We start from the raw sequence: 17,470 nt of genomic DNA, 5'->3' as shown, positions 1-17,470 counted from the left end.
CCTTGAACACTAAATCATCAAAAGCTCGCGAATTTCGTCTTCCGACAAGGCGGACAAACCTTCTTGCCCGGGCTTAATCACTTCATCAATCAAGTTCTGCTTCTTCTGCTGGAGCGCGTACATCTTTTCTTCCACCGTGTCCTGGGTGACGAGGCGGATCACTTGGACTACGCTTTTTTGCCCGATCCGGTGCGCCCGGTCCGCCGCCTGCTGTTCCACCGCCGGATTCCACCATAGATCGTACAGGATGACGGTGTCCGCTCCGGCCAAGTTCAGCCCGGTCCCCCCGGCCTTCAAGGATAAAAGAAACAAATCCCGCTCGCCTGCGTTAAATTTGCCGCACAACTCAACACGTTCCGCAGCGGGGGTCTGCCCGTCCAGGTAAAAATACGGCACACCCCGACGCGAAAGCTCGCGGCCGATAAAGCCCAGCATCTCGGTGAACTGCGAGAAAACGAGCATCCGCTTCCCCATGCTTCGGAACTCTTCGATCAGCTCCATCAGCTGATTGAACTTGGCCGAACCTCCCGCGTAGTCCTGCACGAACAAGGCCGGATGACAGCACAGCTGGCGCAGCCGGGTTAAACCGGCCAATATTTTGATCCGGTTTTTGTTAAAGCCGTCCGTGCTCAAATGCATCAACGTCTCCTGCTGCAATTTAGCCAAATAGGCCGCGTACAGCTTCTTCTGCTCAGGCAGCAGCCGGGAAGCTTGCAGCGATTCGATCTTTTGCGGCAGCTCCTTCAGTACGTCGGTCTTCAGCCGGCGCAGCAAAAAGGGACGCACTCTTTTCGCTATAGCTTCCCTGGTCAATTCGCCGAAAGACCTTCTGTCCGGAAATAGCCCGGGCATGACGACATCGCAAATCGACCAAAGCTCCTCCAGCGAATTCTCGAGCGGAGTTCCCGTGAGGGCGAAGCGGTGCCGGGCTTTCAACATTTTGACCGCCTGCGCCGTTTGCGTAGTATGGTTCTTGAAAGCCTGAGCCTCGTCCAGGATGAGCGTATGGAAGGAAACACCGGCGTAATGCACAATGTCTCTCCGCAGCAGCGGATACGAGGTGATGACCGCGTCTACCCGGGATACGCCATTCAGCGTACCGCCCCGGCTTTCTTTGCTGCCATCGGCAATGACGGCGCGAATTTCGGGTGCGAATCGCTTGAGCTCGTTATGCCAGTTGTACATTAGCGAAGCAGGCGCGACGATCAGCGCCGGCATTCCCTCATTCCGGATTACAGGCAGCTCGGCGGCCACAAAAGCGATGCTTTGGACCGTCTTGCCCAGACCCATCTCATCCGCCAAAATCCCCCCGAACCGATAGTGGGCAAGCGTCTTCAGCCATTGATAACCGTACTTCTGATAATCCCGAAGCGTACGGACGAGCCCGTCGGGAACCGGAAAATCCAGATAGTCCGGATTCCGCATATTTTCCAAAAGGCGGCGGAGCGGTTTGCCTAATTGTACGGCATTTCCCGTTTGAAAGGCGTCCACAAAATGGAGTCCGCGAACGGCCGGAAGACGAAATTGGGCCCCTTTTTCATCCATTCGGTGTAGACCTATATCGTTGATTAGGCGAATCATTTCTTGAAACTCGGCGCTTTCCAGCGGCATTAACGAACCGTTAGGCAGACGATGGTATTTGCGCCTTTCTTCAAGCGATTTAATGAGATTGCGAATCTCCGATTGCGGAATTCCGTCGATATCGAACTGCAGCTCCAACCAGTCGGTTCGTTCATCTACGTCGACTTTGACTTTCGGAGGGACATCGCCGGGGTGAAGTCTGACTTTCACCGCTGATGTTGCATAGATGTGGACCAGCTTTTCCAGCTGTGGAACGATATGATACAGAAAATGGTATTCCGCTTCTTCATCAGCCAAAAAATACCCGCCTTCGGTCTGAATGAAAGAACTGCGCTCGATAAGCTCCAGAATGCGCCGCTCCCGGTCTCCGTCCCGCAAAAGCAAGCGCCCCTCGCCGCGGCTGCGGCCGCCCGTTTCCAACGGATTGATAATCACATCGCCATATTGAAACTCCAGGCCCGCAAGCAGCCGGTCCTTCAGCCTGTCCAGGAACAGCTTGGCTTTCAGCGGCGTTTGCTCCATCCGGTCCGAAACGGCTTGTGCGATGGTAACCCTTCCCAGCTTCATCAAGCCGGGAATTACTTTTTCCAAATAAGCTTCCGCTTGCTCCGGCATGATGTGCAGTTGGTGTTTGCGGGCCTCTCCGAATATTTGCTTTAATTCCATTAAACGCTTGAGCTGATCTGCCGCTAGTTGAAACAGCTTTCCTTCCGCAACGGCAACTCCGTATGATTCCATAACTGTAATTGCATCCAAACCTTCCACGTCCAGTTGATAACTTTCTGCCGGGCCTGGAGTGCGGTCGAATGCAAAAACGATCGGAACCGGTTCGTCCGTTACACAAATTCCGTGATAAGTGTTTTCGTTGTGGCCGAGTTTTGCCGATGGAGCTTGAGCAAGCAATGAAAGAAGCTCTTCCCATGAGGCTGGCGGAATCGCAAGCATCCGGTCGGCATCCCGGCTTCCGGGCCCATTGTAAAAAGGGGCGCTGTCCCCGATTCGGATTAACATATGAATGACCGCATCATCGGCCGCCTGAAAACTGTGGAGCTCCGGATCGTAAGTGAAATGCCTGGAGACGGCGCAGCATCCCCTTCTTTGGATCTGATGCAGAAATTCCCTCACATGCCGTACGGCATACAACCGTTTAGTCCCGACCTTCATCTCGATGCCGAACATGTGCTTCCGATCCTTGTACAAAAAAGGTTTGCAAATAAACTCGACCTCCAGAACTTTCCTGGAATCGAAAAGCGAACGGGCCCCCGTCGGACGGAGCGGTTTGTCGCTAAATAGCTCCAGCATTTTGTCCGCCAATTCCATTTGTTCCAGCGGCCTATGCTCAGAATCGCCTATGCTGAGCAGAACGGCGGCGATATGCTCACAGTATTGGTCGTCAGGATGAAATACGGGACAGGAACATGTGGCAACCGGCTCCTCCCGCGAGCAATCGACGGAAACCTGAATGTTTCCCTCGACCGCCGCTTTGAAGAGCGATGCTTCGGGCTCCGCCGTCGTAAACGTTACTTTGCCGGCTTGGCAGAGAGCCGTGCCGGCTTCATAAGAGAATCGGCCGCACAGCCGTCTGATCACCTGATCGTTTAATTGAAAGCTCATCGTTTCAATCCTGCCTTTTAGATTCACATGAGATGTCCCGGTAGGGTTCTTTTCTACATGTTAACATATATAAGCAGCGGCCGCCGCCTGTCATTTTCCCCGCGCGATTAAGACTTCATCTAGCCGGCAAACAATGGTATGTTTGGAAACTGTTCGTGCCATTCTTGCTTCAAAGCTGCCAGGATCGCTGTTTTTTCTTCATGCGTTATCCCATAATTGATGAAATTGGATCGACTCCAAAACGGATAATTCATGAAAATACATTTCCATTGCTCTTTAATCTCCTGCTTTAAAATATCCAGTTTATGTATCTCTCTCCAAATCGCGAATTGCTCCATAGGGTCTTTAGCTTCAAAATTCACTCCTCCCGAAGTTAACCCCTCATAGTCCCGACCATAAAATACATCAACTAATTTGATTTGACCGATGATGTTGCGATTGAATTCATCCATCTCTTCGGCAGGGATCCATAATTCGTTATGCTGACTGCTCCCGACCACTTGCTCCTCAAATCGATCAATATAGGGACTGGCAACTTCAAATTCGGTTACAAAGCCGACATATCCCGAAAATTTGTCTTTTGTATTCCACTCCCGTGCGATTTGATCCGCATAGAGCTTATTGAGCACAGGATAAAAAATGGGCTGCTCCGGCAGTCTTGGCGGGAACCCTCTCAAATCCAAGTCCAGAATCAACTTCATCTCAAAAAGTCCAACGGGTCGATACAGTGTCTTCATACTTTTACTTCCTCTCCGTCTTCCGCAAAATAAATTAGGGCAATATCTTGGGTAAAAGATCACGAAAAACGCTTGAAAAAATCAATGCACAAAAGCCTAACAAACCATTGCTACGACTGGGTTTCCGGTTGAAATAACATTCGAGATAAAACCGAAGAATCCCTGCATTGTTGCCGCGGTGAATGAAAAGGACCGGAACAATGCCTTGAGAAACGACTTTGCAGGAATTAGTGTATAATTATGGAACTTCTACATCAAAAGATTTTATAGCCGGGGCAATGATATGAGCGATGTGAAACGATTAATTCAAAAAGCAAGGACGCTTGGCGATTGTGAAGTTTACCCAGCCTCCGGCTTACCGAAAGTACGGGCATCACATGTTTTACCACGAGAACTGATTATATAGTATAATTTACTGGACTACTCGAATTGGGAGGCGTTACGATGAGGTACAACTTGCAGAAAAGGGCACAAAAAATAGGGGAATTCGCATCATTGGCCCTATAAACTGCGTGATTCCCCTTGAAAGATTAAGGGGCTATCCAATTGAAAAAGTTATTCAAGGCGGCCGGCGATTCCAAATCGATCGTTTGGCTTAGTTTTATTGCGTTTTTCAGCGTTCTCAATGAGACCATATTTAATGTGTCGTTGCCGGATATCGCTGCCCAGTTTGACATCGCGCCTTCGTCTGCGAATTGGGTAAACACCAGTTTTATCCTTACGTTCGCAATAGGTACTGCACTGTATGGAAAGCTGTCCGATTTGTATGGTGTGAAGAAACTGCTCCTGTTCGGTCTGTGGATCTACGGTGCGGGCTCCTTGATCGGAATTTTATTTCATTCGTGGTATCCGGGCGTCTTGACGGCCCGATTGATACAAGGGGCAGGAATATCTGCGGTTCCGGCATTGATCGTGGTCATCATTACCCGGTATATCGATACGAAACACCAAGGAAAAGCTTTTGGCATGATAGGTTCGATGGTAGCCTGCGGCGAAGGAATCGGCCCTGTGATTGGCGGGCTCGTAACCGAATATCTCCATTGGTTCATGTTGTTCCTTCTGCCGATGATGACGCTTCTCACGATTCCTTTTTTCATGCGAACGATGCCTGACGAAACTGCAAAAAAAGGAAAGACCGATATCATCGGTGCCTCTTTGTTAAGTGTCGGGATTGTAGCTTTTACGCTGTTCACAACCGTATACCAATGGGGATTTCTAGCCGTTTCTTTGCTGCTGTTCATCGCGTTTGGCTTGCGTATTCGATATGCGGAGCAACCTTTTATAAAACCTTATTTGTTTGAAAAGCGCACGTTTATTGTCGGTGTGCTCACGGGAAGCTTGCTGTTAGGCACAGTCGCCGGTTATGTATCCATGGTTCCATATATGATGAAAGAAGTTTATCAACTGCCGACAAGTTTTATCGGAGTCGGCGTCCTGTTTCCCGGGACAGTCAGTGTGGTACTATTCGGATTTGTCGGCGGGGTGTTGGTCGATAAGTTAGGGACAGTATTCACCATGTTGGTCGGCTTATTCATGATCGGCGCAAGTTTTCTGAGCGTTTCATTGTTCCCGGATCAAACGCCATGGCTTGTTTCCGTCGCCATGGTTCTGACATTCGGCGGACTTTCGTTTGTGAAAACCGTCGTATCCGCCAGCGTTGCGGGAGCCTTGGATTCCGAGGAATCCGGTTCGGGCATGGGCTTTTTGAACTTTGCCTGCTTCCTGGGCGAAGGGATTGGCGTGGCCGCTGTCGGAGGCTTGCTGACAAAATCTTGGCTCGCCTTCCCTCTCCTTCCGACTGTGACCGTTGCTGCCGCATTTCATTACAGCAACTTGATGCTGATCTTTATTGCAGCTCTGGTTGTGGGAGCGATCGGCTTCCTTTATGGATACGGCCAGTCACAAAAATCATCCGAAATGACGTCCGCAAGGTAGTTTGAATCGAAGAACGTCCCGACCTTTCCCACGAAAGGCGGGACGTTATTGTTCTCTAATTTGAAAAACCTTGCTTTTCCAGCCACCGCTGACAACGCTGCGTCCAATATTTGGCGCTGGGGTGATCTGCTGCGAGCCCTAAACCGTGACTTCCACCCTCAAAAACGTGCATTTCGCACGGCACCCCATGTTCTTTAAGAACAGAGGCAAAACGCAAATTGTGCTTGACCGGTACCTTACTATCATTTTCAGTTATCCATAGGAATGCCGGAGGTGTTTCCGAAGTGACGAGCTTTTCGTTCGATAAGAGCATCACCGCATAGCAAAGAATCATCAGATCGGGCTTCGAGCTTTCTCTCTCAACGGGATCATCGGCATCGGGCGTACCGGCATCGTAGCGGGTCCCGACCATAGCGGCCAAATGGCCGCCTGCGGAAAAACCCATGATGCCTATTCGCGATGGATCAATGTTCCATTCTTGCGCTTTGTTACGAAGAAGCCGGATGGCCCGTTGCGCGTCCAACAGAGGGCATGGATAGTCATAAGGAGCCACGCGATAATGAAGGACAACGGCCGAAAAACCAATCTCATTCAACCATTTCGCAATGTTCATCCCTTCTTTGGGCTCTGCCAGATATTTATTGCCACCGCCAGGACACACGATGATGCAGGAGCTTGGTCTATCGCTTTTCAACAAGTATGCAGTCATTGACGGGCAATCTGCGGGTTTATTACTTCTCGCCAGCGGCGCGCCATTGGGCCACAAAAGGATAGACATGGAATCACCTCCGTCATTAATTTACCTCATTTGTATGTATAGAGCACATGGTGTTATTACACTAAATTGTTGTCCAGTCCAAGTCATAAGCCTAAACCTAAAAATGACGCCCCGATTCCCGGGACGTCATCTTTGCCTTCAATATTAACGGCTTTTGACCAATAAATCGACCGCTTGTCTGACCATTTTGCTTGTATCTCTTCCGGCTTCCTTTTCCTCGCGAATGCAGTTCTCCAAATTAACCGCAACAATGTAGGCAATCGCTTTATCCGCCGCACTTCTGACAGCAGAGATTTGACTTACCACATCCTTGCAATCTTGCTCTTCTTCCATCATTTTTAAAACTCCGCGAATTTGCCCTTCCACGCGTTTTAGCCTTTTTTTTACATCGTCATCATATTTCATAGCAACCCTTCCTTCCAACATACCTGTATAGGTATATTATTACCGATGTAACTTCGGAAAACAATATAGAGGAAGCGCAAGGAGAGACTAAATAAACAGATTCACTCTTGCATCCGAGGCGTCACCCAAATAGGCGGCAACGCCTGCGTAATGTATGCCGTCCATCAACTCTTCCGCCTGCAGGCCAAGCAAGTCCATCGTCATCGTACAGGCTACCAGTTTGATGCCTTGTTCTTGAGCCAGTTCAATTAATTGCGGCAGCGTCAGCGCATTGTGTTTTTTCAAGACGTGCTTGATCATTTGGGGGCCTATTCCGCCGAAATTCAGTTTGGACAATCCGAGTTTATCGGCGCCGCGAGGCATCATTTTTGCAAACATGTTCTCCAGCCAGCCCTTCTTGACTTGAACGGCTTCATCTTTGCGAAGTGCGTTAAGACCCCAAAACGTGAAGAAAATCGTAACCTCATGATCATATGCCGCGGCGCCGTTAGCTATAATAAACGCAGCGATCGCTTTGTCGAGTTCCCCGCTGAAAAGAACAATCGTCGTTTTTTCCTTTGCCGAATCCATTTCGTTCACCCACGCCCCTGTATCGTTATCATTTTTTCACTATAAACGTAAATACTCCGTTCTCTTCTTTTGCTTCAATCAGCTCGTGTTTGGTTTGCCGAACCCATGCCTGAAAATCTTTCATCGAACCTTTATCGGTCGTCTGAAGTTCCATGATTTGTCCTGGTTCCAACGCGGCCATACCCTTTTTAGCTTTTACGATCGGCATCGGACATGCAAGACCTTTAGCATCGACAATTAAATGTGGCATTTCTGTTCCTCCTGCAAAATGATTGTTTTTTTCCACTTCGTGCTCCCATTGAGACATGCCGGGCAAAATATTGACAACACTTTTGAACCCGTTTTCCGCAAGCTTCCGGCAGGCCATATCGCTCCGGTTGCCGGTACGGCATACCAAGTAATACGTTTTGTCCGGGTCCAGCCGGGTCATTGTTTCTTCCAGATCTCCCAGAGGGATCGAAACCGCGCCGGGGATATGCCCCGAATCATATTCGGAAGGCTCCCGCACATCAAGGATAATCAATTGCTCTCCAGTCATTAACTTGGATTGAACCTCCAGATTCGTCGCCGTATGCGGATGGTTGATTTCTTCATGCGTCTCGGATACGCCGGCCTTGCGAATGTAGTGATGAATGACGCCATTCTCTTCATTTAGCCCAAGATAGTGATGTCCTGTACGAGCGGCCCACCCCCGAAGATCGGCAATAGAGCCTTTATCGGTAGCCCGAATCTCCAGCACTTCTCCGGGATTCAGTTCCTCTATCGTTTTCTTGGTTTGAACTACCGGAAGCGGACAAGCAAGTCCTTCACATGCTAAAATGCGGTCTGCACGCCAACTAGTCATCGGTTAACCTCCTTTTTTAATCTTGGATTGCGCATCGGTTCGGGCCGATTTCCATTTCCCGTTGTTCTTCCGGCGAGGGCGCGATTTTCCCCATATTGGCGAGCCTTATCTGCACATAAGAATTAGGTTGCGGAGGAAGATTTTCGGTTACAGCCCGCCTAAATGCTGATTCGTTTGCTATTTTCAATCCATCGTTATCTTGATATAAGTCACCTAACCGCGCCGAAACTTTGCCGCCTTCACCCAATTCCGAAACACGGCCAAAATGAGCCGGAAGCACGATCAAATGCTCGGGCAATTGTTTATACCGCTCATATAATGTTTTTCTGAGGTCTGCTACCCAGTCTTCCACTTTGCCAGCCAAATCGGGACGCCCAATCGATCGGACAAATAAAATATCCCCTGTAAGCAAATACTGATTATCGACGATCAAGGATGTACTGCCAATGGTATGGCCCGGCGAATATACGGGTTGAATGTGGATTTCCGTATTTCCTACTGTGAAAACATTTCCTTCTTCAAGCTTCATATAATCGAACACAACTTCATCTGCATCTTTAGGCGGCAGCCAATAAGAAGCTCCTGTTTGTTCGGCCAGCTGCAGACCGCCGGAAATATGATCCGCATGAAGATGAGTATCGATCGTATATTTAATGCTTGCATGACGAGCCTTGGCAAAATCTTCAAACACGCCGGTCATCCGGACGGCATCAATGACGGCTGCTTCATCGTTTGAAATGACCATATAAGAAAGGCAGCCTTTACCGATCCGGACAAATTGATAAATTTCGCCTCCGTTCTTCAGATCGCCTACTTTTACAGGTTCCAGGTGCTCGCTCCATGACTTCATTCCGCCTTTTAAATAGGACACATTGTTTTGCCCATGCTCCACCAACTGTTCCGCCACAAACATGGAAGAACCTTCTTTCGCACACACGACCACAATCTCACGATCGTCCGGAAGCCGGGGAATAACAGCATCGACACCGTCCAAAAGATCAAAATAAGGAACGTTGATCGAATCAATTTCATTCCCTTGGATTTTCCAGTCGTTATAGTCCGCTTCATTCCGCACATCCAGAATAAAAATGGGTACGTTGGTTATCGTTTTTTTAGCAAGTTCCGATGCCTGCATAGCCTTCAAATGAATATTTCCCATGAATAATCCCTCCATGAATCAAGTTAAGATCCGAATTGCCACTAGGCCCGCCACATACCCCATAGGGTATTAAAAATCGCAAAAAAATTCCTGTTTAACACAGGTGCTCACCCCTTTAATTACATATACCCGTATACGTATATAGACAATATAATAAAAGTTCTCTGCTTCGTCAACCCTTGCTATTAAATAATCATACAAAAAAAGCGGATCAACCATTGAGACAAGACGTTATATAGATTTATATTTTTAACCAATACATATATATGAAATCTATTAGTGAAAATTGTATTAGTAATATATGAAAGTTACTGGTAAAAATTTCATTAGAAAAATATGGGTGATATAATCGGAATTGGAGAGGGATTTTACAAAAGTAGGAAAAAATACTTGTTTAGGAGGATTTAAAATGAATAAATTTATTAAGAGGACAGCTATTGCACTATCTTTAACCATGGGGATTAGTGGTCTTTTGTCTGTAGCAAATATTGCTACTACTAGTGCATACGCAAGTGATTATATCAACAGCGGAAGTGCAACAACGAGCAGCGACGATTATGTTGTGCTTGGCTCTTACTACCTTTCAAAAGACCAAGTAAAAGACCTGGCAGCTAATATGAAAGGTTTAACAAGTCCATACGCAACAGTAGCAGAAGCTTTAGCAAGCTTTTTAGGTCCTAATGCATGGTTACCTACGCTAGCTGCAACACTTTCCGCTAATACACAGTATAAAAATGAAGTGGTGTATGCAGCAGATCACGATATGAGAGTCTTAGTTACCATTAAAGACGCGAAAGTGCATACTTCGTATTCAACAATCGTAACATACGAGGCAGTTTATTAATAAATTAAGCCCCACGCAAGGCGTAAGATGCTTTAACAGAAACATCTTAAATCAAGTCATCAAATATTTTTCGTAATTCTAAATAACTACTTTTTCTGCCCTCAACCAAACCATGAATTTTTAATAAACCAAATCTTCATCAAAAATTTTAGTTTCAGAATGGCCCGATAAACCCACGTCAATTAAACTTGACGATGGGTTTATCCTTTTTCTTTTTTTATGGGCTTCAGCCCGTTTCCCACGCGAAGCGCGGGAAACGAAAAACCATCTGCTATGCACGCACCTGGTGGCAGAGGTAGCCCGTGAGCTAAAGATTAACGACAATACTCTTCTTTAGGGTTGGACTTAGAAATTCGGGAGCGCAGAAACAGTTGAAGGTCTATTCCATGAACAGCAGCATGAACTGTAAAGAAAATTGTTATGACATTGCTCGTATCGAATCGTTTCACAGTAATCGGAAATGCTGGCCACGCCTTGAGGACAAGAGCCTGAAATGGAGAAGGGCCTACGAGTATCGGAAAACGACCGGCAAGCGTGAAAAGGATCTATCCAAGCTACCGATTGAAACGGTAACGTACGAACTTGCGGAAGGCGAGCAAATCTGTGCCTGTTGCGGCGGTTCGCTGCATAAGATGAGTAACGAGACTCGCAGTGAAATCGCCATCGTGCCTCCGCGAGTAAAGGTCCTTCGTCATGTAAGACAGGTGTAGCTTGCCGTCATTGCGTACGCAACGCAATCAAGACGCCGAGCGTGACCGCTCCGATGCCAAAGCCTGTGTATCCGGGCTTTCTGGCCTCACCTTCGGCGATGGCTCATGTGATGTGTCAGAAAATACGTAGACGACCTGCCCCTGCATTGGCAGGAGCGGCAGTTTGCCCGATTGGGTTATACGTTATCGCGACAAACGATGGCAAACTGGATGATCTATGGAACTGAGCAAGTGGCTGATGCCGATGGTGTCGGAAATGAAGCGGTATCTGCTTGAGCAAGACAAGCTACATGTGGACGAGACGACACTACAGGTATTGCCGGAGCCAGGGAAGTCGGCGGAATCCCACCTCGTATCTGTGGTTATACCGAACGTGGGATGACGCAAGGCCTGGTGGGGTGTTGGACGCATGCACGGCGTAGATATGACGAAACGATAAAAGCGGCACCGGAGGCCAAAGGCAATCCGGAAACCGAATATCAGCCCAATGACTGGCGTATTGCAATCAGCTCTTTGTGATTGAGCGAGATCTGCAGGGAAGCTACACCCGGAGAGAGCCACCTGGAACGGGCCGAGCGATGCAAGCCGTTTACTATGCGTGGCTGCGCCAGCAGAAAACCCGGACGATGCCCAAGAGCCTGATCGGCCAAGCGATTGCTTATAGTCTGAATCAGGGGGAGAAGTTGACCGCGTTTCTGAAGGACGGGCGTCTTGAAATAGACAACAACCGCAGTGAACGTTCGATCAAGCCGTTGTGATTGAGCGCAAAAATTGGTTGTTTGTGAATACCCCGCGGGGAGCTGCAGCAAGTGCAGCCATTTACAGCGAGATTGAGACGGCAAAAGAAAACGGCCTGCATCCGTTCAGGTACCTTGTATACCTGTTTGAGCAATTGCCTCAGCTTGCAAATCCGAAAGAAAAATCTCTTTTCATCATACACTCGCTCCCATTTGATTACTAGGTGGGGGCTATTTGACGCTCGCTCTTGATTTTATAGCTTTCGAAATTCAGGGGTTATTAGTTTTTTTTTCTTTATTTTTTTTCTCAATATGTTCCCAAATATAATGTACTACCCAAAATACTACTGCTACAATTAATGTAAAGGGTCTTAATTCCCGTGGTAAATAAAATGCCATAAATATTGCAACCAACAAAAAAGGAGGTAAAAGGATCCAATATTTTTTATTTCGCACAGTTCAACACTTCCTTCCTATCGTTAATGTATTTACCACTACTATTTTACCACACTACCTTAATTTCCAAAAAAAACTTATCTAAAAAATGTCATGAAGTTTATGACATTTCTTTACTTAGAATATCAAAATGAGTCATCAGACGGTGCGGCAGAGCCGCTTGGTTATTGAATGGAAACGGATGGTAACACATTCCCCCTCTACTCCTAAACCTTCATTAAGGCCGATACAACCTCTTGCATGTCTTCGGTGAATGCCACGGCGCTATCTTCATTTTCCTCAAAGCTCCCCGGATGATCTTGTTTCAATCGGATTAGGTTCTCACGCTCAACACCCAACTCCATATAGACCCTCTTCTTTCCTACGGAATCCAGTACGAAGTCTTTGTACAGCGCTTCTAATTCATCCCACTTCTCATCGTGTACACAGTATCGGTTGATTCTTGGAACCATCTCGCCGCCACAGACAGGACATGTGGGAACGAGCTCGGATGGTATTTTACAATCAACTGTCGTCTCAATCATGTCCTTTACCAGTCCTTCATTAGGATACAGCTTGTCATGGCAGCCTTTTGCACATTGCAGGTAGCCGCAATTGCCCTGGAGCTCGAATACTTTGTATGGCGAAAATCCCGCCTTCTCAAACTGGCTTTCGACATTGGTTGTAATAACGAAATATTTTTTGTTTTCAACCAACCGATATAAATCCTTGTAAAGCTTGGTAGGGCCGGTTTCATAACGATTGAGGCTGATATGTTTGGCCCAGTACGCCCATCTTTCCTCCTGTGTACGAAACGCGTAAAAAGCCGACGAATACATGTCGGCAGATAAGCCTGCCCCACCGCCTAACAACATATATTCAGCCTCTTCTATCGCCTTTTTTGCCTTATCTATGCGCGTCTGATAATTTCCCTCCACTCCTGTTCCTCCCAATTATGGATTTAAACTATCGTACACTCTGGAGTTAACTCCAAGTCAATACAAATCAACACGACTGGCTGTTCATTTCTTTTTTTCGGCACACATATACGAAAGCCGGAGGGATATTTCCCATGACTAAATGAATGTCGACAATATGAAAATCCCGTGAATGAATCGGGTAACGGGCCCTGTGCCGGCTCCGAGCTCTGCGGCGTGATGCACCTCATCCCAAGGGATGGAGGAAACCATCTTTTTCGCCAATGCCTTTGAGCTCGGAATAACGCTCCCTATTTGTTTAGGAAAACGGAGGAACTTAAATAGAAATAAACACTTTTGACAGGTTGAAGCCATCGCAGTCATTTGAAACCTCTTCCCCCTTATTTTCAGGTCCTCCAAAAGCATGCAGGCGAACGATTTTTGTCATTTGAGGTACTCCTTTCAGTTATTTCAAAGATTGCGTTTGGGTTCAGAACATAATCACCTCCTTTCGTAATATCCATTCTCCAGAGAGGATAACATAATTTTAATCGAACGTTCGTTTATTTACGATCAAAATAAAGAGGGACACACTTATGCTTTAATGGCATCCCAACACATTTGAACCAAGTCCTTCACATTCTTATCTGTAAATTCAAAATCGCCCTTGAAATGCAATTTAGCCAGTTCTGATAACGGATTTTGAATATATACGAACAACAAACTATCATTGCAATCTTTAAACAGCAGTTGTTCCCTGCCTTTCTCAACTAGCCTATAAAACGGCTTGGACATCAAATCGACGTCTTCCAGATTCAAATTCTCAACAAGCGGTGAATTGTTAAATTGTTCAAGGAATAAAAAATCATCTTTATGTTCAAAAATAAACGTGATGTAGTTTCTAATCACTAACTCAAGTCCGGCTTTGACGGGCATGGATTCATCTATTCCCGCAAACATTGTCGAACTCATTTTTTGTTTCACATTCAAAAACAGCTTGCCCAGCATGTCCTCCTTGTTCTCGAAATACACATAAATGGTCGATGGCGACACGTTCGCTCGCTTGGCGATCTTGGACATGGATATATCGGAAAAGCCTATCTCGTTCAGCAGTTGAATCGTCGCTTGAAAGATCGCTTCGTTTTTGTTTTCGTCTTTATGTCTCATGAGTTTATAATAAACGTTTATTCGATTAAAAGTCAACTAGCTCATAGAGCAGCTATCGATTGCCGTTTTATTCCTGCGGTCTTTTTAGATTTTTTTCTGTTTCGCCTATGGTCTCTTCATATCTTGAAATTTTGTAGTCCAGACGTTCCAATGTTTTCTTCATAATTTCCATTCTTTCAGCGAGCTGCTTACGCTCCTCGATCAACAGCTCTTTCCTTGTCTCAGCGGTCTCATCGCCTTGTTGAAACAGCCCGACATATTCAATCAATACTTCAATGGAAAGACCTGCACCTCGCATACATTTGACGAATTCGACCCACCTGCAATCTTCTTCCGAATAATCTCTGATTCCGCTTTTATTGCGGTTCACACGAGGAATCAGTCCGATCCGTTCATAATAGCGGAGCGTATCCTGCGAAAGATCAAATTTTTCACTTACTTGTGCAATTGTCACCGCCATGCGGTTTCACCTCCTGATATCAGATATTATTGCATTTGGAGCTAACTCCAAGTCAAGAGGAAAAAACACCTTTTTTAAATTGCGTGAAACTTAATTTCAGGAAATAAAAGATGGGCTAACCAAATAACTGGCCAACCCACCTCTCATCAAAGCCGCTTCAAGATGATAAAAGCATCTTTACAAGTTACAGGGTAGAGATGTCAATGACGAATCGGTACCGCACATCGCTGCGGAGAACACGCTCATAAGCTTCGTCTACCTGGTCAGCGCGGATTACCTCAATTTTAGGGGCAATGCCATGTTGAGCGGAGAAATCGAGCATTTCTTGCGTTTCCCGGATTCCGCCAACGAGTGAACCGGCAATGCTGCGACGACGCATGATTAAGGAAAATACATGGTATTTATCCGGTTGGCTTGGTGCGCCAACATTTACAAGCGTTCCGTCTACACGAAGCAGGGATAAATACGCATCAACGTCGAGATTTGCAGACACGGTATTTAAAATAAGGTCAAAACGACCGGCTAACTCGCTAAATGTAGCGGGATCGCTGGTTGCAAAGTAATGATCCGCACCAAAACCGAGAGCTTCGTCTTTCTTGTTCAAAGACTGACTCAAGACCGTTACTTCCGCACCCAAAGCATGCGCATATTGCACCGCCAGGTGGCCAAGCCCGCCCATTCCTACAATGGCAACCTTCTTGCCCGGACCGGCGTTCCAATGTTTCAAAGGAGAGTACGTGGTGATGCCGGCACACAAAAGCGGGCTTGCAACATCCAAATCCAGTGCGTCCGGAATGCGGACAACGAAATCTTCCTTTACAACGATTTTCTGGCCGTAGCCGCCATATGTTAGATTGCCGTCGTAATCCAATGAATTATATGTGTTGATTACACCTTTTGTACAAAATTGCTCCTCGCCGCGAAGACAATATTCACATTCTCCGCAGGAATCAACAAAGCAGCCAACGCCAACGCGATCGCCAACGGCAAATTTCGTAACTTTCGGTCCGACAGCCGTCACGACACCTGCAATTTCGTGACCGGGAACCATCGGGAACATGCCGCCCCCCCATTCATCGAATGCACTATGAATATCGGAATGGCAAATACCACTAAACTTAATATCGATTAAGACGTCATCCGGTCGTAATTCTCTCCGCTCAATAGTAGTCCTTTCAAATGGCGCTTTAGCATTTGAGACACTTAGAACATGGGTTCTGCACATGATTTCTCTACTCCTTCTCTCTTGGAAAATGTGAGGCCGCTGACCTATTCAGCCACCTGCAATTTAATGAACAAATGAAATTAAATGTCATTTATCAAATCCTCTCTCCGGTTATATAGAAAAGTTTACAATCTGGAGTTAACTCCAAGTCAATACCCTTCTGCATGATATGCAGCTTGGGACTTCCACCCTAAAGATGACACCAAAAAAGCATCATCATTACCTGATGATGCTTTCTCACGCAAAAGGCAAATGTAAGCGATGCATAATTGATTTCCGCAAAAAATAACACCGGCGAACTCAATTTCTTTAAACAGCAGTGAAATTTTGCATTGCATACAGATCATAATCTGATTTATAATTTAAAAACAGCCAATATTTAACAAAGGACGACAATTAAGCCAATAATTTGACACATTCTAACAACAAATACTGTCGAAAATTACCAACTTTTGTCCTATTATTATTTCATATCATTCTTGAATTCGTTTTTAATCCGGCAATTGTGATCCCACCAAAATGGCTAAGCTGTTTTGGATACATACATACCCAAATGGCAAAGGAGAGAAAGTATGAAAAAAATCACTCATCTATTTTTAGCACTGACTGCAATCCTATTGTTGGTTCTTCCAGGTATGGCAAGTGCCAGTACAACAACGGCTCCGCAATGGTTGAATAGCGCTATTGCCTCCAAAGTCAATTTGGAGACTCAATATTACGTGTTTGGCCAAAATGAAACGGGAACAAAATACAGCCTTCTTATTGTCGATAAACAAACATTTGACACCTCTGCTGCAAAAGACGGCAAACAAGTATTTCGTCATGACGGTCAAGTTCTCTACTCTGACCACTCTCCGAACATTCCCGCAATCGTTTATCAATATGATGCTTCGGGAAATCTTGTAAAAACTTATGCTACTTACAAAATTGGCAGCCAATTCGGAATCAACGGCGGTGGCGGTTTAAACTTGCCAAACTTGATTCAAAGCAATAAAGACATCCTCAATTACAACACAGATGATATCACTCTTGCCGCCACTAACTAATTAACATTTTTCAAAAAAACTGGGCTTGGGATCACCCAGTTTTTTTGTTGCGGTTTTCGTCGTGTTCTTCAAGTTCATCACTTAGCCGCCATCCGTGCGATTCACCGCATAGCCCAAAGCTTTTCTCTCAGATTGCACCCTCTATCTTGACAGAAGTCCAACTACATTCTATTGTAAAGAAAGTCCTTGAATTTATTGACAAAAAACGACATAAACAAACATTTTTTTAACGATACAGGTTTTTCTCAAAATTATAGAAAAAGTTCCATTTCGTAGATCTGGACGCGGTACAATATAGAGGGGAGC

The 17,470-nt window shown here is 46.2% G+C and carries 18 protein-coding genes and 2 pseudogenes; 8 read left to right on the top strand and 12 right to left on the bottom strand.

All coding sequences use genetic code 11. The features are described 5' to 3' along the window. Nucleotides 1-9: 9 nt before the first annotated feature. Both AC0LWT_RS04170 and AC0LWT_RS04165 read right to left on the bottom strand, forming a co-directional pair. Entirely contained in the window at nt 10-3,195 is a 3,186-nt protein-coding gene (locus AC0LWT_RS04170; protein WP_474679956.1) for a DEAD/DEAH box helicase, read from the bottom strand. A 119-nt stretch (nt 3,196-3,314) separates the two neighbouring features. After that, entirely contained in the window at nt 3,315-3,932 is a 618-nt protein-coding gene (locus AC0LWT_RS04165; RefSeq protein WP_474679955.1) for a hypothetical protein, read from the bottom strand. Between the two features lie 546 nt (nt 3,933-4,478). Between AC0LWT_RS04165 and AC0LWT_RS04160 the strand changes: the two genes are divergently transcribed. Continuing rightward, entirely contained in the window at nt 4,479-5,867 is a 1,389-nt protein-coding gene (locus AC0LWT_RS04160; protein WP_474679954.1) for an MFS transporter, read from the top strand. Nucleotides 5,868-5,922: 55 nt separating this feature from the next. Here the strand turns inward: AC0LWT_RS04160 and AC0LWT_RS04155 are convergent, their stop codons facing one another. From AC0LWT_RS04155 to AC0LWT_RS04130, 6 genes and pseudogenes are all read right to left on the bottom strand, one after another. Beyond that, a complete protein-coding gene (locus AC0LWT_RS04155) occupies nt 5,923-6,645 on the bottom strand; it encodes an alpha/beta hydrolase (RefSeq protein ID WP_474679953.1) in 723 nt (240 codons plus the stop codon). 144 nt (nt 6,646-6,789) lie between these two features. Beyond that, nucleotides 6,790-7,050, bottom strand: coding sequence for a metal-sensitive transcriptional regulator (locus AC0LWT_RS04150; protein ID WP_474679952.1), 261 nt, complete (start codon nt 7,048-7,050; stop codon nt 6,790-6,792). Between the two features lie 87 nt (nt 7,051-7,137). Continuing rightward, nucleotides 7,138-7,620 carry a DsrE/DsrF/DrsH-like family protein gene (locus AC0LWT_RS04145; protein ID WP_474680250.1) on the bottom strand — a complete coding sequence of 161 codons (483 nt, stop codon included), beginning with the start codon at nt 7,618-7,620 and terminating at the stop codon, nt 7,138-7,140. A gap of 28 nt (nt 7,621-7,648) precedes the next feature. Further along, nucleotides 7,649-7,843, bottom strand: a pseudogene (locus tag AC0LWT_RS04140) (sulfurtransferase TusA family protein); the annotation flags it as partial. Between the two features lie 54 nt (nt 7,844-7,897). Then, a pseudogene (locus AC0LWT_RS04135) lies at nt 7,898-8,464 on the bottom strand (sulfurtransferase TusA family protein); the annotation flags it as partial. Between the two features lie 16 nt (nt 8,465-8,480). Beyond that, a complete protein-coding gene (locus tag AC0LWT_RS04130; protein ID WP_474680249.1) occupies nt 8,481-9,614 on the bottom strand; it encodes an MBL fold metallo-hydrolase in 1,134 nt (377 codons plus the stop codon). A 418-nt stretch (nt 9,615-10,032) separates the two neighbouring features. Here AC0LWT_RS04130 and AC0LWT_RS04125 point away from each other — a divergent pair, with 418 nt between their 5' ends. The 6 genes from AC0LWT_RS04125 (at nt 10,033) to AC0LWT_RS04100 (ending at nt 12,138) form a co-directional block, all read left to right on the top strand. Then, complete coding sequence (locus AC0LWT_RS04125) at nt 10,033-10,467, top strand: hypothetical protein (protein ID WP_474679951.1); 435 nt, start codon at nt 10,033-10,035, stop codon at nt 10,465-10,467. A gap of 386 nt (nt 10,468-10,853) precedes the next feature. After that, on the top strand, nt 10,854-11,177 hold the full coding sequence (locus AC0LWT_RS04120; RefSeq protein WP_474679950.1) for an IS66 family transposase zinc-finger binding domain-containing protein: 324 nt from the start codon (nt 10,854-10,856) through the stop codon (nt 11,175-11,177). A 171-nt stretch (nt 11,178-11,348) separates the two neighbouring features. Then, nucleotides 11,349-11,453 carry a hypothetical protein gene (locus AC0LWT_RS04115; RefSeq protein ID WP_474679949.1) on the top strand — a complete coding sequence of 35 codons (105 nt, stop codon included), beginning with the start codon at nt 11,349-11,351 and terminating at the stop codon, nt 11,451-11,453. Then, nucleotides 11,416-11,559, top strand: coding sequence for an IS66 family transposase (locus tag AC0LWT_RS04110; RefSeq protein WP_474680248.1), 144 nt, complete (start codon nt 11,416-11,418; stop codon nt 11,557-11,559). The genes AC0LWT_RS04115 and AC0LWT_RS04110 overlap by 38 nt, the downstream gene beginning before the upstream one ends. Nucleotides 11,560-11,692: 133 nt before the next feature. Then, nucleotides 11,693-11,935 carry an IS66 family transposase gene (locus AC0LWT_RS04105; RefSeq protein ID WP_474679948.1) on the top strand — a complete coding sequence of 81 codons (243 nt, stop codon included), beginning with the start codon at nt 11,693-11,695 and terminating at the stop codon, nt 11,933-11,935. Continuing rightward, nucleotides 11,932-12,138, top strand: a complete 207-nt coding sequence (locus AC0LWT_RS04100) for a transposase domain-containing protein (protein WP_474679947.1) — start codon at nt 11,932-11,934, stop codon at nt 12,136-12,138. The genes AC0LWT_RS04105 and AC0LWT_RS04100 overlap by 4 nt, the downstream gene beginning before the upstream one ends. 438 nt (nt 12,139-12,576) lie before the next feature. Here the strand turns inward: AC0LWT_RS04100 and AC0LWT_RS04095 are convergent, their stop codons facing one another. The 4 genes from AC0LWT_RS04095 to AC0LWT_RS04080 all read right to left on the bottom strand — a co-directional run bounded on the left by AC0LWT_RS04095 (nt 12,577) and on the right by AC0LWT_RS04080 (nt 16,118). Continuing rightward, a complete protein-coding gene (locus AC0LWT_RS04095) occupies nt 12,577-13,287 on the bottom strand; it encodes an SIR2 family NAD-dependent protein deacylase (protein WP_474679946.1) in 711 nt (236 codons plus the stop codon). Between the two features lie 573 nt (nt 13,288-13,860). After that, nucleotides 13,861-14,433, bottom strand: coding sequence for a TetR/AcrR family transcriptional regulator (locus AC0LWT_RS04090; protein ID WP_474679945.1), 573 nt, complete (start codon nt 14,431-14,433; stop codon nt 13,861-13,863). A gap of 67 nt (nt 14,434-14,500) precedes the next feature. Further along, nucleotides 14,501-14,893, bottom strand: coding sequence for a MerR family transcriptional regulator (locus tag AC0LWT_RS04085; RefSeq protein WP_474679944.1), 393 nt, complete (start codon nt 14,891-14,893; stop codon nt 14,501-14,503). 184 nt (nt 14,894-15,077) lie between these two features. Beyond that, nucleotides 15,078-16,118, bottom strand: a complete 1,041-nt coding sequence (locus AC0LWT_RS04080) for an NAD(P)-dependent alcohol dehydrogenase (RefSeq protein WP_474679943.1) — start codon at nt 16,116-16,118, stop codon at nt 15,078-15,080. Between the two features lie 572 nt (nt 16,119-16,690). Between AC0LWT_RS04080 and AC0LWT_RS04075 the strand changes: the two genes are divergently transcribed. Continuing rightward, entirely contained in the window at nt 16,691-17,164 is a 474-nt protein-coding gene (locus tag AC0LWT_RS04075) for a hypothetical protein (RefSeq protein WP_474679942.1), read from the top strand. The last annotated feature ends 306 nt before the right edge of the window (nt 17,165-17,470 follow it).

The sequence above is a fragment of the Paenibacillus sp. sgz302164 genome, assembly GCF_056120505.1.
Note: the sequence above shows the minus strand (reverse complement) of the source record. Positions and strands in the feature narration are given on the sequence as shown.